The 18235-nt window shown below is 68.1% G+C and carries 24 protein-coding genes; 6 read left to right on the top strand and 18 right to left on the bottom strand.

All coding sequences use genetic code 11. The annotated features are described in order from the left end of the window. Positions 1 to 79 precede the first annotated feature (79 nt). Entirely contained in the window at positions 80 to 538 is a 459-nt protein-coding gene (locus Q344_RS0118305) for an Lrp/AsnC family transcriptional regulator (RefSeq protein WP_028288049.1), read from the bottom strand. A gap of 72 nt (positions 539 to 610) precedes the next feature. Next, positions 611 to 1063, bottom strand: coding sequence for a large conductance mechanosensitive channel protein MscL (gene mscL, locus Q344_RS0118300; RefSeq protein ID WP_028288048.1), 453 nt, complete (start codon positions 1061 to 1063; stop codon positions 611 to 613). Between the two features lie 151 nt (positions 1064 to 1214). Here mscL and Q344_RS0118295 point away from each other — a divergent pair, with 151 nt between their 5' ends. The 4 genes from Q344_RS0118295 to Q344_RS0118280 all read left to right on the top strand — a co-directional run bounded on the left by Q344_RS0118295 (position 1215) and on the right by Q344_RS0118280 (position 4105). After that, positions 1215 to 1898, top strand: a complete 684-nt coding sequence (locus tag Q344_RS0118295) for a glutathione S-transferase family protein (protein ID WP_036539912.1) — start codon at positions 1215 to 1217, stop codon at positions 1896 to 1898. Between the two features lie 110 nt (positions 1899 to 2008). After that, entirely contained in the window at positions 2009 to 2707 is a 699-nt protein-coding gene (locus Q344_RS0118290; RefSeq protein ID WP_268238630.1) for a phosphatidylserine decarboxylase, read from the top strand. Between the two features lie 2 nt (positions 2708 to 2709). Next, positions 2710 to 3456 carry a CDP-alcohol phosphatidyltransferase family protein gene (locus tag Q344_RS0118285; protein ID WP_028288045.1) on the top strand — a complete coding sequence of 249 codons (747 nt, stop codon included), beginning with the start codon at positions 2710 to 2712 and terminating at the stop codon, positions 3454 to 3456. 4 nt (positions 3457 to 3460) lie between these two features. After that, a complete protein-coding gene (locus Q344_RS0118280; RefSeq protein WP_028288044.1) occupies positions 3461 to 4105 on the top strand; it encodes a class I SAM-dependent methyltransferase in 645 nt (214 codons plus the stop codon). Here the strand turns inward: Q344_RS0118280 and Q344_RS0118275 are convergent. The 5 genes from Q344_RS0118275 to pheS all read right to left on the bottom strand — a co-directional run bounded on the left by Q344_RS0118275 (position 4102) and on the right by pheS (position 8786). Continuing rightward, entirely contained in the window at positions 4102 to 4551 is a 450-nt protein-coding gene (locus tag Q344_RS0118275) for a YtoQ family protein (protein WP_028288043.1), read from the bottom strand. The two genes, Q344_RS0118280 and Q344_RS0118275, sit on opposite strands and share 4 nt — an antisense overlap. 84 nt (positions 4552 to 4635) lie before the next feature. Next, positions 4636 to 7032 carry a phenylalanine--tRNA ligase subunit beta gene (gene pheT / locus Q344_RS0118270; RefSeq protein WP_028288042.1) on the bottom strand — a complete coding sequence of 799 codons (2397 nt, stop codon included), beginning with the start codon at positions 7030 to 7032 and terminating at the stop codon, positions 4636 to 4638. Positions 7033 to 7041: 9 nt separating this feature from the next. Next, positions 7042 to 7323: a YrhK family protein gene (locus Q344_RS0118265; protein WP_028288041.1), complete on the bottom strand. Its 282-nt coding sequence runs from the start codon at positions 7321 to 7323 to the stop codon at positions 7042 to 7044. Positions 7324 to 7328: 5 nt separating this feature from the next. Beyond that, positions 7329 to 7715: an ASCH domain-containing protein gene (locus Q344_RS0118260; RefSeq protein WP_028288040.1), complete on the bottom strand. Its 387-nt coding sequence runs from the start codon at positions 7713 to 7715 to the stop codon at positions 7329 to 7331. 6 nt (positions 7716 to 7721) lie between these two features. Next, positions 7722 to 8786, bottom strand: a complete 1065-nt coding sequence (gene pheS / locus Q344_RS0118255; protein WP_028288039.1) for a phenylalanine--tRNA ligase subunit alpha — start codon at positions 8784 to 8786, stop codon at positions 7722 to 7724. Between the two features lie 108 nt (positions 8787 to 8894). Between pheS and Q344_RS25235 the strand changes: the two genes are divergently transcribed. After that, on the top strand, positions 8895 to 9533 hold the full coding sequence (locus tag Q344_RS25235) for a lysozyme inhibitor LprI family protein (protein ID WP_156954744.1): 639 nt from the start codon (positions 8895 to 8897) through the stop codon (positions 9531 to 9533). A 95-nt stretch (positions 9534 to 9628) separates the two neighbouring features. On the opposite strand, the gene rplT is transcribed toward Q344_RS25235, so the two are convergent. The 10 genes from rplT to ccoN all read right to left on the bottom strand — a co-directional run bounded on the left by rplT (position 9629) and on the right by ccoN (position 16255). Further along, positions 9629 to 9994, bottom strand: coding sequence for a 50S ribosomal protein L20 (gene rplT, locus Q344_RS0118245; RefSeq protein WP_028288038.1), 366 nt, complete (start codon positions 9992 to 9994; stop codon positions 9629 to 9631). Positions 9995 to 10006: 12 nt separating this feature from the next. Beyond that, positions 10007 to 10210, bottom strand: a complete 204-nt coding sequence (rpmI, locus tag Q344_RS0118240; RefSeq protein ID WP_028288037.1) for a 50S ribosomal protein L35 — start codon at positions 10208 to 10210, stop codon at positions 10007 to 10009. A gap of 241 nt (positions 10211 to 10451) precedes the next feature. Next, positions 10452 to 10898 carry a molybdenum cofactor biosynthesis protein MoaE gene (locus Q344_RS0118235; RefSeq protein ID WP_028288036.1) on the bottom strand — a complete coding sequence of 149 codons (447 nt, stop codon included), beginning with the start codon at positions 10896 to 10898 and terminating at the stop codon, positions 10452 to 10454. 4 nt (positions 10899 to 10902) lie between these two features. Further along, positions 10903 to 11151: a molybdopterin converting factor subunit 1 gene (moaD, locus tag Q344_RS0118230; RefSeq protein WP_028288035.1), complete on the bottom strand. Its 249-nt coding sequence runs from the start codon at positions 11149 to 11151 to the stop codon at positions 10903 to 10905. Between the two features lie 3 nt (positions 11152 to 11154). Then, a complete protein-coding gene (gene pgsA / locus Q344_RS0118225; RefSeq protein ID WP_028288034.1) occupies positions 11155 to 11814 on the bottom strand; it encodes a CDP-diacylglycerol--glycerol-3-phosphate 3-phosphatidyltransferase in 660 nt (219 codons plus the stop codon). Between the two features lie 133 nt (positions 11815 to 11947). Next, entirely contained in the window at positions 11948 to 12535 is a 588-nt protein-coding gene (locus Q344_RS0118220; protein WP_028288033.1) for a HupE/UreJ family protein, read from the bottom strand. A gap of 239 nt (positions 12536 to 12774) precedes the next feature. Then, complete coding sequence (gene ccoP / locus Q344_RS0118215; protein WP_028288032.1) at positions 12775 to 13635, bottom strand: cytochrome-c oxidase, cbb3-type subunit III; 861 nt, start codon at positions 13633 to 13635, stop codon at positions 12775 to 12777. Between the two features lies 1 nt (position 13636). Beyond that, positions 13637 to 13831: a CcoQ/FixQ family Cbb3-type cytochrome c oxidase assembly chaperone gene (locus Q344_RS0118210; RefSeq protein WP_028288031.1), complete on the bottom strand. Its 195-nt coding sequence runs from the start codon at positions 13829 to 13831 to the stop codon at positions 13637 to 13639. A 12-nt stretch (positions 13832 to 13843) separates the two neighbouring features. Further along, positions 13844 to 14617, bottom strand: a complete 774-nt coding sequence (gene ccoO, locus Q344_RS0118205) for a cytochrome-c oxidase, cbb3-type subunit II (protein ID WP_051630816.1) — start codon at positions 14615 to 14617, stop codon at positions 13844 to 13846. 33 nt (positions 14618 to 14650) lie between these two features. Beyond that, complete coding sequence (gene ccoN, locus Q344_RS0118200) at positions 14651 to 16255, bottom strand: cytochrome-c oxidase, cbb3-type subunit I (protein ID WP_028288029.1); 1605 nt, start codon at positions 16253 to 16255, stop codon at positions 14651 to 14653. A 202-nt stretch (positions 16256 to 16457) separates the two neighbouring features. Between ccoN and Q344_RS0118195 the strand changes: the two genes are divergently transcribed. Next, positions 16458 to 17297 carry a universal stress protein gene (locus Q344_RS0118195; protein WP_028288028.1) on the top strand — a complete coding sequence of 280 codons (840 nt, stop codon included), beginning with the start codon at positions 16458 to 16460 and terminating at the stop codon, positions 17295 to 17297. A 179-nt stretch (positions 17298 to 17476) separates the two neighbouring features. On the opposite strand, the gene fnrL is transcribed toward Q344_RS0118195, so the two are convergent. After that, complete coding sequence (fnrL, locus tag Q344_RS0118190) at positions 17477 to 18223, bottom strand: transcriptional regulator FnrL (protein ID WP_028288027.1); 747 nt, start codon at positions 18221 to 18223, stop codon at positions 17477 to 17479. Between the last annotated feature and the right edge of the window lie 12 nt (positions 18224 to 18235).

Here is an 18235-nt window from a genome sequence, read left to right as displayed (position 1 = left end):
TGGAAGCCTGCAAGCGGGCGCCTCACCCCCCCGAGGATACATGGACCAGAGGAAAGCGGGGCGCAGCGGGCGCTCGGGCTCAGACCGGGAGGGCCGTGGTCTTGAAGACGGTGCGGAGCGCGAAGCTCGACTGCATCTGTGCGACGCCCGGCAGGCGTGTGAGGTGCTGGCGGTGGATGCGGGCGAAATCCTCGGTGCTTTCGGCGACGACCTTGAGGATGTAATCCGCCGAGCCGGCCATCAGGTGGCATTCGAGAACGTCGGGGATCTTCGAGACCGCCGCCTCGAAGGCCTCGAGGATCTCGTCGGACTGGCCCTGCAGGGTGATCTCGACGAAGACGGTGGTCGAGACGCCGAGCTTGCGGGCGTCGAGCAGCGCCACGTAATCCCGCACGAAGCCCGCCTGTTCCAGCCGCTGGACCCGGCGGTGACAGGCCGAGGGCGAGAGATGCACCCTGGTCGAGAGATCGGCGTTGGAGATGCGGCCCTGCCGTTGCAGGACCCGCAGGATGGCGCGGTCGATGGTATCGAGAGACATGGCGCGAATATTCTCCGGGAAGAGGCGCTTCGCAACGGAGAATATTCGGCATGTGCCCCTAATGGCGCGAGGTTATCCCGCCGCGACCGGGGGTTCCGGCCGTTTCAGCGTGTCGCGGATCTCGAGCAGGACGTCGAGCTCGGTCGGTCCGGCGGGCGCCTTCTCGGCCGGCTGCTCGGGCGGGCGGACCGTCAACGCGCGGACCCGGTTCACGTAGCGCACCAGCAGGAAGACCACGAAGGCGATGATCAGGAAGTTGATCACGGCCGTCAGGAAGGCGCCGTAGGCGAAGACCGCCACCCCGGCCTCGCGCGCGGCGTCTAGCGTCGCGTAATCGTTGCTGCCGTTCAGCACGACGAACTGGTCGGTGAAATCAACGCCGCCGGTGACGAGCCCGATCACCGGGTTGATCAGGTCGTTGACCATGGAATTCACGATGGCGGTGAAGGCCGCGCCGATGATGATGCCGACGGCCATGTCCATGACATTGCCCTTGGCGATGAAGGCCTTGAACTCGCTCAACATCCGTCTCTTGTCCTCTTGCGTTCCGCGCCGCCCCCTGCGGCGCCGCACAAAGACTAGCACTCCTGCGCGCAAAGCCAGTGCTGTTTTCCGGCAACGCCCGGCCCTACCTTTGGGGAAACCAGAAGGGAGACATGCCTTGTCCATCACCGACATGAAGATCAACGACCGCTGGCCCGCCGAGGACCCGTCCATCCTGCAGCTCTATTCCTTCCCGACGCCGAACGGGAAGAAGGTCTCGATCGCGCTCGAGGAGATCGGCCTGCCCTACGAGCCGCACCTCGTGTTGCTGGGCGACGAGCATGTGCGCAGCCCCGAGTTCCTGTCGCTCAGCCCGAACAACAAGATCCCCGCGATCATCGACCCGGACGGCCCCGGCGGCAAACCGCTCGGGTTGTTCGAGAGCGGGGCGATCCTGATCTACCTGGCCGAGAAGACCGGCAAGCTGCTGCCCGAGGGCGCCGGCAAGCACGAGGCGATCAAGTGGCTGATGTGGCAGATGGGCGGGCTCGGCCCGATGCTCGGCCAGCTCGGCTATTTCCACAAGTTCGCCGGCAAGGACATCGAGGACCCCCGCCCGCGCGAGCGGTTCGTGGGCGAGGCGAAGCGCCTGCTGAACGTGCTGAACGGCGCGCTCGAGGGGCGCGACTGGGTGGCCGGCACGTATTCCGTCGCCGACATCGCCATCGTGCCCTGGATCCAGGCGCTCGACTTCTACGACGCGAAGGACCTCGTGGGCTGGGACGATTTCGCCAACCTGCAGCCCTATGTCGACCGGTTCATGGAGCGGCCCGCGGCGCAGAAGGGCTCGGACATCCCGGCCCGCCCCGAAAGCTGAGCCGCGGGCCGACCAGCTGCACCCGGCCGCCGATCCGGCGGCCGGACCGCGCAGCTTCCTTGTCTCTCGCCGCGTGACGTTCTAGGACCGTCCAAACGGGACAAAGGCGAATTGCCATGCGCATGCGCGACACCTTCATCAAGCCGATGCACCCCGAGGGGCGCCGTTTCGTGGCGATCTTCGCGGTGGCCACGCTGGTCCTCTTCCTGATCTGGGAGGTCCTGGGCTGGATCGGCGTGGGCCTGACCATCTGGTGCTATTATTTCTTCCGCGATCCCGTCCGCCATGTGCCGGAGCGCGAGGGGCTGGTGGTCAGCCCGGCGGACGGCATCGTCTCGCTCATCGAACCGGCCATCCCGCCGGTCGAGCTGGGCATGCCCGATGTGCCGCTCACCCGGGTCAGCGTCTTCATGTCGGTCTTCAACTGCCACATGAACCGTGCGCCGATCGGCGGGCGGGTCGAGGCGATCGCCTACCGGCCCGGCAAGTTCTTCAACGCCTCGCTCGACAAGGCGAGCGACGACAACGAGCGCAATTCCCTGCTGATCGAGATGGAAGACGGCCGCCAGCTGGCGGTGGTGCAGATCGCGGGGCTCGTCGCCCGGCGCATCCTCTGCTTCACCCAGAAGGACCGCATCCTCGCCACCGGACAGCGCTTCGGCCTGATCCGCTTCGGCTCGCGCCTCGATGTCTACCTGCCCGACGGCGTCGAACCGCTGGTCGCCATCGGCCAGACCATGGTCGCCGGCGAGAGCATCATCGCCGATCTCGCCGCCAGCGAGCCGCGCCGCGGCGCCCGGGCGGAGTGATCGTGCGCGGACCCCGGGAAGACGGCGGGCGCGACCTGCTCCTCGTTCGGCTGCTGCCGAACCTCGTGACCCTTCTGGCGGTCTGCGCGGGCATGACCGGCATCCGCTTCGCCTTCACCGGCGAATTCGAATGGGCCGTCCGCATGGTGCTAATCGCGGGCGTGCTCGACGGGCTGGACGGCCGCCTGGCCCGGCTGATGCGCAGCCAGTCGCCGGTCGGAGCCGAGCTTGATTCGCTCTCGGATTTCCTGAACTTCGGCGTGGCGCCGGCGCTGATCCTGTATTTCTGGTCGCTGCACGAGATCGGCGGGATCGGCTGGATCACCTGCCTCTGCTTCGCGCTCTGCTGCGTGCTGCGGCTCGCCCGGTTCAATGCCGAGGCGAAATCGGGCCTCGGCGGCTCGGGCGCCTATTTCACCGGCATCCCCTCGCCCGCCGGCGCCGTGCTGGCCCTGATGCCGATGGTCCTGTCGTTCATCGCGGCGATGCCCGACATCTTCCCGCCGACGCTCACCGCGCTCTACGTCGTGCTGGTCGGGCTGGCCATGATCAGCCGGATGCCGACGTTCTCGTTCAAGAACATCCGGGTGTCGCGGCTCAACGCGCCCTTCGTGCTGCTTGGCGTGGTGCTGCTCGGGGCGGCGCTGCTGATCTATCCGTGGGCGACGCTCGCGGTGCTCTCCGGGGTCTATGCCGTCACCATCGCGCTGGCCCAGATGAAACGGTTCAGGAAGAAGAAGGAAGACTGAGGCCTTGGATATCGACGCGGTCAAATCATCCTACGCCCGCTGGGCCCCGATCTACGACAGGACCTTCGGGGCCGCCACCAGGTCGGGCCGGACGGCGAGCGTGGAATTCATGAATGCCGAGGCGGGTCCCGAGATCCTCGAGGTCGGTGTCGGCACGGGGCTGGCCCTGCCGCTCTATGCGCCCGGCAAGCGGGTGACCGGTGTGGACTATTCCGACGAGATGCTCGCCAGGGCCGCCGCCCGGGTCGAGGCCGAGGGCCTCACCCATGTCGCCGGCCTGCGCCAGATGGATGCGCGCGAGCTCGACTTTCCGGACGCAAGCTTCGACGCGGTCGCGGCGATGCACATGATCTCGGTCGTGCCCGAGCCCGAGCGCGTGATGGCCGAAATGGTCCGCGTGCTGCGCCCCGGCGGCGTGATGGTGGTGACCAACCATTTCGCGCGCGAGACCGGCGGGCTGGCCCGGATCGAACGGTTCATGGCCCCTTTCGCCAACGTGCTGGGCTGGCATTCCGACTTCGACAAGAGCGTCGTCACCGGCACGCCGGGCATCGCCCTGCGCGAGACGCGGGCCCTGCCCCCGGTCGGCATGATGACGCTCCTGATCCTCGAACGGACCCCGGTGGCCGCGGCGGCCGCCGTCGGCTAGCCGGGCAGCCTGCCCGTCAGGACGTAGCGCAGGATCTCGACGACCTGCCGCGGCTCTTCGGCCACCGCCAGCGCCGCGGCATCGACCTCCTTCAGCGCGTGGCTGTGGTCAGGCCCGTGCAGCACGATCAGCGCCTTGCCGAGGGCGCTCGCATAGCCCGCGTCGAAGGCCGCGTTCCACTGCTTGTACTTGTCGCCGAAGCGGACGACGACCACGTCGGCCGCCCCGATCGCCGTCCGGGTCCGGATCGCGTTCAGCTTGGCGCCCTTGTGGTCATGCCAGAACTTGCTCTGCTCGGGCCCCAGGATCGCCACGCCGCAATCGTCGCTCGCCGCGTGATCGGTGACCGGCGCGTCGAACGTGACGTCGAGCCCCTCGGCCCCCGCCATGATCTCCTCGCGCCAGCTGGTGTGGATTTCTCCGGACAGGTAGACCTTCAACGTCATCACGACCTCCTCCAGTGAAAACCCCGCCCGCGGGACGGCGGGCGGGGCGATGTTGCCTCCGGCAACGAGCGGCGCATGCCGGCCTCAGCCCCGGAGCGTGCCGCCCGTCGCCTTCTCGACCTTCTCGACGATCCGCTTCGAGAGCGCCTCGATCTCGGCCTCCTTCAGCGTGGCGTCCTTCGGCTCGATCCGCACCGTCACGGCGAGGGATTTCTTGCCCTCCCCGAGCGCGCCGCCGATGAACTCGTCGAAGACGCGCACATCCGCGATCAGCGCCTTGTCCGCGCCCGCCGCCGCGTTCACGAGGTCGAGCGCGGCGACCTGCGTGTCCACCACGAAAGCGAAGTCGCGCTCCACCGCCTGCAGGTCGCTGATCTCCAGCGCCCCCTTCGCGGCCGAGGTGTTCTTCGGCTGCGGCACCTCTTCCGGCCAGATGGTGAAGGCCATCGCCGGCCCCTTCACACCCATCTCGCGCAAGATCTTCGGATGCACCTCGCCGAACACGGCCAGCACCTTCTTCGGCCCGAGGCAGATCCGGCCGTGCCGGCCCGGATGCCACCATTCCCGCGCCCCGCGCAGGATCTGCACCTTCGCGGGCGCCCCGATGGCCGCCAGGATGGCCTCCGCATCCGCCTTCACGTCATAGACGTCGACCGCCCGCGCCGCGCCGTGCACGTCCTTCGGCCCGGTCCGCCCGACCAGCAGCCCCGAGACCAGCAGGTGCTGCTCCCCCGGCTCGCCGCCATGCCAGGCCGCGCCGACCTCGAAGAGTGCCAGATCGCCCATCCCGCGCGCCTGGTTGCGCGCGGCGGCCTGCAGCAGCCCCGGCAGCAGCGCGGGCCGCATGTGGCTCATGTCGGCCGAGATCGGGTTGGCGAGCATCGTCGCATCCGTCCCGCCGCCGAAGAGCTCCGCGCTCTTCCGGTCGATGAAGGAATAGGTCACGCATTCGTTGTAGCCGAGCGCCGCCGCCGTCCGCCGCGCGATCTGCTCGCGTTTCTGGATCGGCGTCAGGATCGGCTTGGGCACACCCGGCTGGGTCCGCGCCATGGGCTTCGGCTCCAGCTTCGTGAGCGAGGCCATCCGCGCGACCTCCTCCACCAGGTCCGCCTCTCCCAGCACGTCCGGCCGCCAGGAGGGCACATGCGCCATGTCCCCCTCCATCACGAAGCCGAGCCGCTCCAGCGTCGCCCGCTGCTCTTCCGCGGGGATGTCCATCCCGACAAGCGAGGCACAGCGCGCCGTGTCCAGCCTGTAGGCCCGGCGCACATCCGGCGCCTCACCCGCGACCACGACCTCCGAAGGCTCGCCCCCGCAGAGCTCCATCACCATGGCGGTCGCCAGATCCAGCGCCTCCATGTTGAAGCCCGGGTCGATCCCCCGCTCGTTGCGATAGCGCGCATCCGAATTGATCTTCAGCGCCCGCCCGCCGAGCGCGATGCGGATGTGATCCCAATAGGCCGCCTCGATGAAGACGTCGGTCGTCTCCTCGGTGCAGCCGGTCTCCTCGCCGCCCATGATGCCGCCGATGCTCTCGACGCCCTCGGCATCCGAGATCACCAGCACGCCTTCCGGCAGCGTATAGGTCTTCTCGTCCAGCGCCAGCAGCGCCTCGCCGCCCCTGGAGGCATGGATCCGCAGATCCCCCTTCACCTTGGCCGCATCGAAGACGTGCAGCGGCCGGTTCAGGTCGTAGGTGAAGAAGTTGGTGATATCCACGAGCGCCGAGATCGGCCGCAGCCCGATCGCCTTCAGCCGATCCTGCAGCCATTGCGGGCTGGCGCCGTTCTTCACGCCCTTCACGACGCGCCCCGCGAAGAGGTAGCAGCCGTCCTTCGCATCCGCGTCGATGGTGACGTTGATCGGACTGGGGAATGTCCCCTCGACCGAGGCCGTCTTCGCCGGTTTCAGCGTCCCCAGGCCGCGCGCCGCGAGGTCCCGCGCGATCCCGCGCACGCCGAGCGCATCGGGGCGGTTCGGCGTGATCGCGATCTCGATCACCGGATCGACCTTCGCCGGATCATGCTGGGCCAGCCAGTCGCCGAATTCCTGTCCGACCTCGCCAGAGTCCAGCTCGATGATCCCGTTGTGCTCGTCGGACAGCTCCAGCTCGCGCTCCGAGGCCATCATCCCGTGGCTCTCGACGCCGCGGATCTTGCCCACGGAGATCGTGATATCCAGCCCCGGGATATACATCCCCGGCTTCGCCAGCACCGCCGTGATCCCCGCCCGCGCGTTCGGCGCGCCACAGACGATCTGCGTCTCGCCCTCGTCGGTCTGCACCCGGCAGACGCGCAGCTTGTCGGCATCCGGATGCTGCTCGGCCTCCAGAACCTTCACCAGCTTGAAGCCCTTCAGCTTCGCCGCCGGATCCTCGACCCCTTCGACCTCGAGCCCGATGTCGGTCAGGGTCTCCACGATCTCGTCCACGCTCGCGGTCGTCTCGAGATGGTCCTTCAGCCAGGAGAGGGTGAATTTCATGTCGTGCTCCTAGTGCTTCAGCCGTTTGGCGAGGTCGTCGAAATCGCCCATCCGGTAGAGCTTGATTTCCCGCAACAGGCGGATCGTCGGTTTCAGCGCGAATAAGATCGAGCCAATGAGAAAGAGCCAGGTCCCGGGCGTCTGCCACGCCTCGAAGAAGAACATCACCGAGCCGATGATGAAGGCGAAGGCCGCGCTGAAATCCACGAGCGTGTAATAGAGCTCGTAGCGGGCATAGAGGTCCCTGCTGGCCTCGGTCTGCTGCCGGTTCTCGTGTCGGAAGATCTGCATGGGCCTCACTCCTTCTCGAAATCGCGGATCACGCGGAACCGCTCGCACATCAGCATCATGTCGGGGGACCAGCCGCCGGTCCGTTCGAAATACGCCCGGTGATCCGCGCGCCAGCCCTCGAGGCTGTCGTTCTCGCCCTCGGCCAGCGCGAAGTCCGCGTCGACCTCGTCGAAGCGGCGGAAGTCGACCGAGCGCGTCTCCATCTCCACCGCCGGGCTGCCGTCCCAGTTCAGCGCGATGTCGCGGCGCCCGACCTGGGGCAGCGTCTCCCTGCCCGGCCCGAAGGCCGTGGCCCTCTCGCAGGTCGCGGTCTTCCGCCCCGCACGCACCAGCGCGGTCAGCTCCGTGCAGAGCCGTTCGCTGTCACCGAAGCGGAAGCTGACCGGGGTCATGACGCCTCAGATGCCCCCGCGCAGCGTCGGCACCTGCAGCGCGCTGAACCCGTAATGCCTGAGCCACCGCAGGTCTGAATCGAAGAACGCCCGCAAATCCGGGATCCCGTATTTCAGCATCGCGATCCGGTCGATCCCCATGCCGAAGGCGAACCCCTGCCATTGGCTCGGGTCCACCCCCGCCGCCTCGAGCACCTTCGGATGCACCATGCCGGAGCCCAGCACCTCGAGCCAGTCGTCGCCCTCGCCGACCTTCACCGTGCCGCCTTCCCAGGAACACTGGATGTCGACCTCGGCCGAAGGCTCGGTGAAGGGGAAATGCGAGGCGCGGAACCGGGTCTTCACCTTGGTGCCGAAATAGGCCGAGAAGAACTCCTCCAGCACCCATTTCAGGTTCGCCATCGAGATGTCGCGGTCGATCGCCAGCCCCTCGACCTGGTGGAACATCGGCGTATGGGTCTGGTCGTAATCCGCGCGGTAGACGCGGCCCGGCGCGATCACCCGGATCGGCGCGCCCTGCGCCTGCATCGCGCGGATCTGCACCGGCGAGGTGTGGGTCCGGAGCACATGCGGCGGGCGGTCGTCTCCTGCCGCACGGTGCATGTAGAACGTGTCCATCTCGGCCCGAGCCGGATGGTGGCCGGGGATGTTCAGCGCGTCGAAATTGTACCAGTCGTCCTCGACCTGCGGCCCCTCGGCCACGGCAAAGCCCATGTCGGCGAAGATCGCGGTGCATTCCTCCCAGACCTGGGAGACCGGGTGGATCGAACCCACCCGGCGGTCCCGCCCGGGCAGGGTCACGTCCAGCCATTCGGCCTGCAGCCGCTCGTCGAGCGCCGCATCCGCCAGCGCCGTCTTCTTCGCGGCGAGTGCCGAGTTGATCTCGTCCTTCAGCGCGTTCAGCGCGGGGCCGGCCGTCTGGCGTTCCTCGGGCGTCATCTTGCCCAGCTCGCGCATCTTCAGGCTGATCTCGCCCTTCTTGCCGACAGCCTGCACCCGGAGCTCCTCGAGCGCGGCCTCGTCGGCGGCGGAGCCGATGGCCTGGATGTACTTGTCCCGCAGTTCCTGCATGTTTTCCTCCGGATCGAGCGCGTGGCCTAGCTAGCCGCAGAGCGGCCGCAGCGCAAGGCTGAGCACCCCGTGATGGAACCGCGGGAGCCGCGGCCGGTTCTGCCCTGCATGAGAGCCTTCCTGATCGTCCTCGGCCTCCTGGCCCTGCCCGCAACCGCCCTGCCCGTCCCGGCCGCCGCCCAGAGCTGGTGCGGCAACCCCGGGCTGACGCCCACCGAGGCCACCATCTGCGACGACGTGATCCTGTCGCGGCTCGACCGTCGGCTGGCCGAGCTCTACGGCGCGGACGGCGCCGGCCGGGCCGGCCTCTCGCCGAGCCAGCGCGACTGGCTGAAGCGCCGCAATGCCTGCGGGACCGACGTGGTCTGCATCGAGATGGCCTATCGCGACCGCATCCGCCGGCTGGAACCCGCCGCCCGGCCCGACCGCACCACGCTGCCGATGGCGCAGATCCCGCGTTACGACGGCGACCGGCCCGCGGCCCTGCCCGAGGGCGCGCGGCTGCGGCCCTGGTGCGACGGGCGGCTCAACAGCACCGAGGAGGTCATCTGCCGGACACCGCGGCTGGCCGACATGGACGCCGCGCTCGGCGCGGTCTACGGCGCGGCGAAGGCGGCGGACGGCGACCGGGCGCAGATGAGCTGGCTCCGCCAGAAGCGGGACGCCTGCGGCACCGATCCCCAGTGCATCGGCCTGGCCTACCTCGAACGGATCGTCGAGCTCGGGGCGCGCATCCGGCGCCAGTGATCCGGGACGGTTTCCCTGCTTCATCCGGTCTCTCCGAAAGCGAAAGGGCCGCCCCTGCCGGGCGGCCCTTCCTGTAATCCGGATGCCTGAGCGTATCAGGCGGGCAGCGCGGCTTTCGCCTGGTCGACGATCGCGCCAAAAGCTTCCGGCTCGTGCACGGCGAGATCCGCCAGCACCTTGCGGTCCACTTCGATCCCGGCCAGCGAGAGGCCGTTGATGAAGCGGGAATAGGTCAGCGCCTCGTCATGCGCGCGGACGGCGGCGTTGATCCGCTGGATCCACAGGGCGCGGAAGTTGCGCTTGCGGTTCTTGCGGTCGCGGGTCGCGTACTGGTTGGCCTTGTCGACGGCCTGGCGGGCAACCTTGAAGGTGTTCTTGCGGCGGCCGTAATAGCCTTTGGCCGCGTCGAGAACCTTCTTGTGGCGGGCGTGGGTGGTGGTGCCACCTTTGACTCGGGACATTCGGTAGCCTCCTTACTTCTTGGCGTAGGGCATCATCGGCAGGATGATCTGTTCATCCGCCTTGGACAGGAGCGTGGTGCCGCGGGCATTGCGGATGAACTTGTTCGTCCGCTTGATCATGCCGTGGCGCTTGCCGGCCTGGGCCACCTTGATGCGTCCCGATGCGGTCACCTTGAACCGCTTCTTGACGCTCGACTTGGTCTTCATCTTTGGCATTTCCGTCTCCTCTTGGATCGGTGTTCGTCTCGCGCGACTCGGCATGCCACTTCGGCCGGCCGCGCGGTTGGAGAGCGCCGTATAAGGGCCTTCCCCCCGACGATCAACCGCAAAAAGCACCGCTCCCCCGCTTCCTCTTGCCCCAAGTATCCCCGCCGGAGGCAAACCGCGATTTGGCCCCGGGCCAAATCGCAAGGCATCGCGTGCGGCCCGCAGGGCCGCGCCTTTCGGACAGACCCGTTCAGCGCGTCCAGCGGGACAGGGCATCCTCGTCTTCGGGCTTCGCGGCGACCCAGGCCGCGCCGTCCGCGGTCAGCTCCTTCTTCCAGAAGGGCGCGCGGGATTTCAGGTAGTCCATCAGGAACTCTGCCGCGGCGAAGGCATCGCCCCGGTGGGGGGAACAGGTGGCCACCATCATGATCAGCTCGCCCGGGCGCAGCGTGCCGTGCCGGTGAATCACCAGCACGTCGCCCAGCGACCAGCGCGCCTGCGCCTCCTCGGCGATCGTGGCGATCGCGCGTTCGGTCATGCCGGGATAATGCTCGATCTCCATCCGGTCGAGCCGGCCGTCGGTGTCGCGGACGATGCCGGTGAAGCTCACCACGGCGCCCATGTCGCTGCGCCCCGCCGCGAAGCCCGCGGTGAGCGCGCCAAGGTCGAAGGGCTCGGACTGGACCACGACGCGCATCGCCTCAGCCTCCGGTCATCGGCGGGAAGAAGGCCACCTCGCGCACCCCTGCGAGCGGGGCGTCGAAATCCGACAGCTCCTGGTCCAGCGCCACCCGCAGGGCGGAGATGTCGGCGAAGGCCGCGGCATAGCGCGCGTCGCGCGCGCTCAGTTCGGCCACGAGTTCGGCCACGGTCGCGGCCCCGGTCTCGACCCGCTCCTTCGGAAGGCCGATCCGTTCACGCACCCAGGCGAAGTAGAGCACATCGAGCATCGGTCACCCCCTCAGGTGCGGGCGCGCCTTCAGGAAGTAATCCGCCCCGGTGATGCAGGTGAGCACGGCCGCCAGCCAGAGCAGCGCGATGCCACCCCAGGACGACCAGTCGACAGCCGCCACGCGCCAGTTCAGCCCGGATTCGTCCTCGACCGCGCCCGAGAGGATCTCGTCCACCACCGACTGGTCCATGCCGAAGACCGCGTCGCCCAGGCTGTATTGGAGGATGCCATGCGCCAGCAGGACGGCGATGGCGACCATCTGGGAGGCGGTCTTCCACTTGGCCAGCCGCGTGACCTTCAGCGTCCCGGCCACCTCGCCCAGGAACTCCCGCATCCCCGAGACGAAGACCTCGCGGAACAGGATCAGCCCGGCGGGCAGCACGAGATGGAGCGCCAGGTCGGAATAGGCGGCAAGCACCATCAGCGCGATCACCACCATCGCCTTGTCGGCGATCGGGTCGAGCATGGTGCCCAGCTTGCTCTGCTGTTCCCAGGCCCGGGCCATCCAGCCGTCGATGTAATCGGTGGCCGAGGCGCCGACGAAGATCGTCAGCCCCGCCCAGTCCGCCGCGGGCCGCGGCAGGAAGACGAAGACGACGACCAGCGCCGGCGCGGCGAGCAGGCGCAGGACGGTCAGGATATTGGGCAGCGTCCAGATCATGAGGCCCTATCTAGCCTGAGGCGGCGGCGGGGGAAAGATGGCAGGCACAACCATTTTACGGCAGGGCCCCGGATGTCCGTCGCGCAAAGGCGGCGTCCCGCCGCCGGGGTGCGACGCCGGCGCCCCGCGCCGCTCAGCCGAAGGCGAGGCCGAGCCCCGCGATCGCCGTCACCGCGCCCAGACCGCGGGTCAGCAGCGGACCGGCACGGCCGATCCTCCGACCCGCGCGCTCCAGCCCGAGGCCGAGGCCGATCCCCGCCGCATGAAGTGCCGCGGTGGCCAGCACGAAGCCCAGCCCGAAGCTCAGCGCGCCCGCGCTGCCCAGCTCGCCGCCATGGGCATGCCCGTGAAACAGCGCGAAGACGCCGACCAGCGCCGCCCCGGCGCGGGCATCCAGCCGCGCGGCGGTGGCGACAAGCAGGCCCAGCACGACGATCGAGGCCAGGATCATCGGTTCGACGAAGGGCAGCGCCAGCCCGCCGAGCGCCATCAGGAAACCGAGCAGCATCAGCGACAGGAAGGCCGCGGGCACGGAGAGACGCGCCCTGCCGCCGAGCATCCCGGCCCAGAGGCCGACCGAGACCATCGCCAGCACATGGTCGGGCCCGAAGAGCGGGTGCGACAGCCCGGCCGCGAAGGAACCGTACTCGCCCGGCGGAAGATGCGCGAAGGCGGGGCCGGCGAGCAGCGTCAGGGCGATGGCGGGAGGCAGAAATTTCATGGAGGGCTCCTTTCTCGGATCAGCCGGACGTCCCGGATGGGGTCACGTCACGGTCCCGTTATGCGCGGTGCCTGACGCAGTGGCAACCCACCGATGGCGCCGGGGGACATGGCGGGGCAGCCCGCCGGTCCGGAGAGGAAGGAATGGGCGCCGGCGGTCCCACGACGCGCGAACAGGGAGGAACGCGCCGGCACCCTTTCCCGGAGCTGAGCCCCGGGAAGGCCTTGGCCGGAGGGCGGCTACTCGCCGCCGCCCAGCTGGTGGACATAGGCAGAGACCGCGCGGATCTGCGCCTCGGTCAGCCGCGTGTTCCAGTTCGGCATGACGCCGAAGCGCGCATTGCGCACGGTTTCGGTCAGCGTCGTGTAATCGCCGCCGTAGAGCCAGATGGCGTCCGTCAGATCCGGCGCCCCCTGCTCGCGGTCGCCGGTCGCGTCCTCGCCGTGGCACGAGGCGCAATTGTCGGCGAAGACCTGGGCCCCGGCCTCGACCCGCGACGCGTTCTGCGGCGCGCCCGAGAGCGACATGACGTAATTCACGACCTGGTCGATCTGCGTGTTGTCCAGCAGCTCGTCGCGGCCGAAGGCGGGCATCTCGGAATAGCGCGCCTCGGGGTCGTCCTCGTTCCGGATCCCGTGAGTCACGGTGGTGTGGATCGCCTCGATGTCGCCGCCCCAGAGCCAGTCGTCGTCCAGCAGGTTGGGATAGCCCTTCGCCCCCGCCGCGCCCGAGCCGTGGCACTGCGCGCACCAGGTCCGGAAGACCGCGCCGCCGGAGGAGACGGCGTATTGGTTCAGCTCGGGGTCGCTGGCGATCTCGGTCAGCTCGACCGAGGCGAGCCGGTCGTTGATCGCGGCGTTGCTCTCCACCGTCGCGGCGATGTCCTGCTCGACCTGCGCGCGGGTCGAGAAGCCGAGCAGCCCCGGCGTCGCCTGAGAGATCAGCGGCCAGGCCGGGTAGGCGATGGTGTAGATCACCCCCCAGACGATGGTCGCGTAGAAGGTCCAGAGCCACCACCGCGGCAGCGGCGTGTTCAGCTCCTCGATCCCGTCCCATTCGTGGCCGGTCGTGCCGTGCTTGTCCTTGAGTTCGTTGCTCATCTCACGCCTCCTTGGCGGCGGTGTCCCGGTCGGGTGCCGGAGCGTCTTCGTGGCGGAAGGGGATGCTGGCGGTGTCCGCATGCACCTCGCGGGAGCCGGGCCGGAAGACCCAGGCAAAGACCGCGAGGAACACGAGGAACAGGGTCAGCAGCATCCAGCTGTCCGCGAATTCCCGCAACAGGGTATAGAGTTCCATCCTGCGTCCCCCTTACCGGTTGTCGTCGGGCGTGAAGGTCGAGAAATCGACCAGCGTGCCGAGCATCTGGAGATAGGCGATCAGCGCCTCCATCTCGGAGATCCCGGGCTGGCGGTCGAAGTTGCGCACCTGCACGCTGTCCTCGCCGTAGCGCTCGAGCAGACCGTCGTAATCGCGGTCCGGATCGGCCTGCGCCAGGAAATCGGCCTGGGCGTTCTCGATCATCTCGTCGGTATAGGGCACGCCGACCATCGCGTGGGTCGCCATGAGCTCGCCGACGTATTCGCCCTCGATCAGCGTGTTCTCGAGGAAACCGTATTTCGGCATCACCGATTCAGGCACCACCGATTGCGGATCGCGCAGGTGGTCGAGGTGCCATTCGTCGGAATAGCGCCCGCCCACCCGGGCCAGGTCCGGCCCGGTCCGCTTGGAGCCCCACTGGAACGGGTGGTCGTACATCGACTCCGCCGCCAGGCTGTAATGCCCGTAGCGCTCCACCTCGTCGCGCATCGGCCGGATCATCTGGGAATGGCAGACATAGCAGCCCTCCCGGACGTAGATGTCCCGCCCCGCCAGCTCGAGCGGCGTGTAGGGACGCATCCCCTCCACCTTCTCGATTGTGTTCTGCAGGTAGAAGAGCGGGGCGATCTCGACGATCCCGCCGATGGTCACCACGAGGAAGGAGAAGACCAGCAGGAGCGTGGCGTTCTTCTCGAGGATCGCGTGGCGGTCGAGGATCGTCCGCTTCTTCGGCCTGTCGCCCACTCCCGTCGCGGAAGCCGGCATCGGTTCTTTTTGTTGAGCCATTTTCCTGTCTCCTTACTCGGCGGGCACGAGGCCGTTGCTGGCCTCGACGGCGGGGCTGCGGCGGACCGTCAGCCACAGGTTGACGCACATGATGATCGCGCCGGCGATGTAGAGGACGCCGCCGAGGGCGCGGACCACGTACATCGGGAACTTGGCGGCGACGGTGTCGGCGAAGGAGTTCACGAGGAAGCCGTTCGCATCCACTTCACGCCACATCAGCCCTTCCATGATGCCGGTCACCCACATCGCGGCCGCGTAGAGCACGATCCCGATGGTGGCGAGCCAGAAGTGCCAGGACACCATGGAGAGGCTGTAGAGCCGCTCGCGGTTCCACAGACGCGGCACGAGGAAGTAGAGGCAGCCGAAGGTGATCATGCCGTTCCAGCCAAGCGCGCCGGAATGGACGTGCCCGATGGTCCAGTCGGTGTAATGCGACAGCGAGTTGACCGCGCGGATCGACATCATCGGACCCTCGAAGGTGGACATGCCGTAGAAGCCGATCGAGATCACCATCATCCGGATCACCGGGTCGGTCCGGAGCTTGTCCCATGCGCCCGAGAGCGTCATCAGACCGTTGATCATCCCGCCCCAGCTGGGCATCCAGAGAATGATCGAGAACACCATGCCCAGCGTCGAGGCCCAGTCGGGCAGCGCCGTGTAATGCAGGTGGTGCGGACCCGCCCAGATGTAGAGGAAGATCAGCGCCCAGAAGTGGATGATCGACAGCTTGTAGCTGTAGACCGGCCGCTCGGCCTGCTTCGGGACGAAATAGTACATCATCCCCAGGAAGCCCGCGGTCAGGAAGAAGCCCACGGCGTTGTGGCCATACCACCACTGCACCATCGCGTCCTGCACGCCCGAGAAGACCTGCACCGACTTGGAGCCCCAGATCGAGACCGGGATCGAGAGGTTGTTGACGATGTGCAGCAGCGCCACGGTCACGATGAAGGCGAGGTAGAACCAGTTGGCCACGTAGATGTGGGGTTCCTTCCGCTTGATGATCGTGCCGAGGAAGACGGCGAGGTAGGCGACCCAGACGATGGTCAGCCAGAGGTCCACATACCATTCCGGTTCGGCGTATTCCTTCGACTGCGTGGCGCCCAGCACGTAACCCGTCGCGGCCAGCACGATGAACAGGTTGTAGCCCCAGAACACGAACCAGCCGAGGTTGCCGCCCCAGAGCCGTGTCGCGCTGGTCCGCTGCACGACGTAGAACGAGGTGCAGATCAGCGCGTTGCCGCCGAAGGCGAAGATCACCGCCGAGGTGTGGAGCGGCCGCAGCCGCCCGAAGTTGCCGTGGCCCTGGAGCCACTCGAAGTTCAGGGCCGGGAAGGCCAGCTGGAAGGCGATGACGACCCCGACGAGGAAACCGACCACGCCCCAGAGGGCGGTGGCGATCACCCCGGCGCGGATCACGCCGTCCATGTATTCTCCGGAGCGGTCGACCAGCGTGACCGGCTCGTCCGTGTTGCGCAGCACCCACAGGAACATCCCGCCGGCGACCAGCATGATCGTCAGCGCGTTCACCATGTAGGCGAGGTCGCGGGCGTAGTTCGCCGCGATCGCCGTGAAAACGGTGATCACGCCGAGCACCACCAGCTTGATGTAATTGCTCATGTCTCGTCCCTCTGTCGAATCCCGGCGGGGTGGCCTCCCCGTCGCGGGCGAATGACTGGCCCCGATCTCGCGCGTTCTGCAGCGCGGCGCCTTGATCTGCGTCAACCGCTCCATGTCCGGAACTTGACGCGCATCAATGTTGACACCGGCACTCCGGGCGTACCCTTCTGATATCACATTTGCCTCTCAAGGAGGGACCAAGATGACCTACCAGACTGTCTTCACCGTCTTGACCGAGGCCGAGTCGGTCCGGCCCGTGCTCGGTCACGCGATGAAAGCCGCCGAAGCCTACGATGCGCATCTCGACGTGCTGTGCCTCGGGGTGGACCGCTCGAACCTCGGCTATTTCTACGAGGGCGCCAGCGCCGTCGCGCTGCAGGAATCGATCGACCGCGCGCGTCTGGACGCGGGCGAGATCGAGGCGGCGGCCGAGGCCGAGCTGTCGAAATCCGGCCTGCGCTACAGCAGCGACGCGGAATTCGCCCAGCTCGCCGATCTCGGGCGCCACGTGGCCCAGCGGGCGCGCTTCGCCGACATCGTCGTGCTGCCCCTGCCCTACGGCAAGGGCAAGGGCGGCGAGCTCGAACCGGTGCTGGAGGCCGCGCTCTTCGAGGGCCAGGCGCCGGTGCTGGCGGTCCCGGACGAGGCCGAGCTGCATCCGAAGCCGAAACGCGTGGTGCTGGGCTGGAACGAGAGCGCCGAATCGCTGCGCGCGATCCGCAAGTCGATCCCGCTGCTGCGCGGGGCCGATGTCTGCCAGATCGTCGTGGTCGATCCGCCGCAGCACGGCCGCGATCGCTCCGACCCCGGCGGCTCGCTCGCGCAATACCTGTCGCGCCACGGCGTGAAGACCGAGATCGAGGTGCTGGCCAAGTCGATGCCCAAGGTCTCGGACATCCTCAAGCGCCATGCGGCCGACGTGGGCGCCGACATGCTCGTGATGGGCGCCTACGGCCATTCCCGCTTCCGCGAGGCAATCCTCGGCGGCGCGACGCGGGCGATGCTGGAAGAGGCGCCGGTGCCGGTCTTCATGGCGCACTGAGCCTCGCGCCCCTCCCGGCCCCGTCGCCTGGGCCGGCAGGGGAGGGTCACGCCAAGCTGGGCGGCATCCGCCGCCCCGGCCCCTGCTTTCCTCTGGTCAATGTATCCCGGGGGTCCGGGGGCAGAGCCCCCGGTCGACGCCGGCCAGGGGGGCCGGGCGCCGGGGCGAGGGACGGGGATCTATTCCGGCAGCCCGCCGTCGCTGTCGTCGCCCGCCTCTTCCTGAAGCCGGTCGAAATCCGGCACGATGACGTGCCGCTTGCCCTGCAGCTCGATCACCCCGTCCCGCTTCAGCGCCGAGATCTGGCGGCTCACCGTCTCGAGCGTGAGGCCGAGGTAATCGGCCATCGCCTCGCGCGTCAGCGGCAGGTCGAACTGCAGCCGCCCCTCGACCGGCGCGAGATGCAGCGAGGCATCGCGGCGCGCGATGATGGTCAGCAGGCTCGCGATCTTCTCCCGCGCCGTCTTGCGCCCCAGCACCAGCATCCATTCCCGCGCCGCGTCGAGTTCGTCGAGCGTCATCTGCAGCAGCCGCTGCGCCACGTGCGGCGTGGTTTCCATCATCTGCTCGAAGGGCCGCTTGCGGAAGCAGCACATCACCAGGTCGCTCGTCGCCGTCACGTTGTAGGCGGCCCCGGCACGGCCCGGGCGGCCCACGAAATCCGACGGGAACAGCAGGCCCACCATCTGGGTGCGGCCGTCTTCCATCGTCTGGGTGAGCGTCGCCACGCCCTCGACCACGGAGCCCACGAAATCCATCCGGTCCCCGGCCCAGACCACCGTCTGCCCGGCCTGGAAGGAGCGGTAGTACTTCATCTCCTCCAGGACGCTCAGCTCGTCGCTATCGCAGCGCGCGCAGACCGCCCGGTGGCGGATCGGGCAGTCTCCGCAATCATGGGGGGCAAGTTTCGGCGCATCGTAGAGCATGTCACGTCCCGG

Source organism: Pseudooceanicola nanhaiensis DSM 18065, assembly GCF_000688295.1.
Classification (GTDB): Bacteria; Pseudomonadota; Alphaproteobacteria; order Rhodobacterales; family Rhodobacteraceae; genus Pseudooceanicola; species Pseudooceanicola nanhaiensis.
The sequence above is the reverse complement of the archived record's forward strand: the minus strand, read 5'-3'. Positions and strand labels throughout refer to the sequence as shown.

Excerpts from the sequence above, each read along its gene's own strand:
- rpmI (WP_028288037.1), bottom strand. The coding sequence starts at position 10,210 with ATGCCAAAGATGAAGACCAAGTCGAGCGTCAAGAAGCGGTTCAAGGTG.
- pgsA (WP_028288034.1), bottom strand. The coding sequence starts at position 11,814 with ATGATCTGGACGCTGCCCAATATCCTGACCGTCCTGCGCCTGCTCGCC.
- pheT (WP_028288042.1), bottom strand. The coding sequence starts at position 7,032 with ATGAAATTCACCCTCTCCTGGCTGAAGGACCATCTCGAGACGACCGCG.
- ccoN (WP_028288029.1), bottom strand. The coding sequence starts at position 16,255 with ATGAGCAATTACATCAAGCTGGTGGTGCTCGGCGTGATCACCGTTTTC.
- Q344_RS0118295 (WP_036539912.1), top strand. The coding sequence starts at position 1,215 with ATGAAGATCAACGACCGCTGGCCCGCCGAGGACCCGTCCATCCTGCAG.
- rplT (WP_028288038.1), bottom strand. The coding sequence starts at position 9,994 with ATGTCCCGAGTCAAAGGTGGCACCACCACCCACGCCCGCCACAAGAAG.
- moaD (WP_028288035.1), bottom strand. The coding sequence starts at position 11,151 with ATGCTCGATGTGCTCTACTTCGCCTGGGTGCGTGAACGGATCGGCCTT.
- fnrL (WP_028288027.1), bottom strand. The coding sequence starts at position 18,223 with ATGCTCTACGATGCGCCGAAACTTGCCCCCCATGATTGCGGAGACTGC.
- Q344_RS0118305 (WP_028288049.1), bottom strand. The coding sequence starts at position 538 with ATGTCTCTCGATACCATCGACCGCGCCATCCTGCGGGTCCTGCAACGG.
- ccoP (WP_028288032.1), bottom strand. The coding sequence starts at position 13,635 with ATGAGCAACGAACTCAAGGACAAGCACGGCACGACCGGCCACGAATGG.
- Q344_RS0118260 (WP_028288040.1), bottom strand. The coding sequence starts at position 7,715 with ATGACCCCGGTCAGCTTCCGCTTCGGTGACAGCGAACGGCTCTGCACG.
- Q344_RS0118220 (WP_028288033.1), bottom strand. The coding sequence starts at position 12,535 with ATGAAATTTCTGCCTCCCGCCATCGCCCTGACGCTGCTCGCCGGCCCC.
- Q344_RS0118265 (WP_028288041.1), bottom strand. The coding sequence starts at position 7,323 with ATGCAGATCTTCCGACACGAGAACCGGCAGCAGACCGAGGCCAGCAGG.
- mscL (WP_028288048.1), bottom strand. The coding sequence starts at position 1,063 with ATGTTGAGCGAGTTCAAGGCCTTCATCGCCAAGGGCAATGTCATGGAC.
- Q344_RS0118210 (WP_028288031.1), bottom strand. The coding sequence starts at position 13,831 with ATGGAACTCTATACCCTGTTGCGGGAATTCGCGGACAGCTGGATGCTG.
- Q344_RS0118195 (WP_028288028.1), top strand. The coding sequence starts at position 16,458 with ATGACCTACCAGACTGTCTTCACCGTCTTGACCGAGGCCGAGTCGGTC.
- ccoO (WP_051630816.1), bottom strand. The coding sequence starts at position 14,617 with ATGCCGGCTTCCGCGACGGGAGTGGGCGACAGGCCGAAGAAGCGGACG.
- Q344_RS25235 (WP_156954744.1), top strand. The coding sequence starts at position 8,895 with ATGAGAGCCTTCCTGATCGTCCTCGGCCTCCTGGCCCTGCCCGCAACC.
- pheS (WP_028288039.1), bottom strand. The coding sequence starts at position 8,786 with ATGCAGGAACTGCGGGACAAGTACATCCAGGCCATCGGCTCCGCCGCC.
- Q344_RS0118235 (WP_028288036.1), bottom strand. The coding sequence starts at position 10,898 with ATGCGCGTCGTGGTCCAGTCCGAGCCCTTCGACCTTGGCGCGCTCACC.
- Q344_RS0118275 (WP_028288043.1), bottom strand. The coding sequence starts at position 4,551 with ATGACGTTGAAGGTCTACCTGTCCGGAGAAATCCACACCAGCTGGCGC.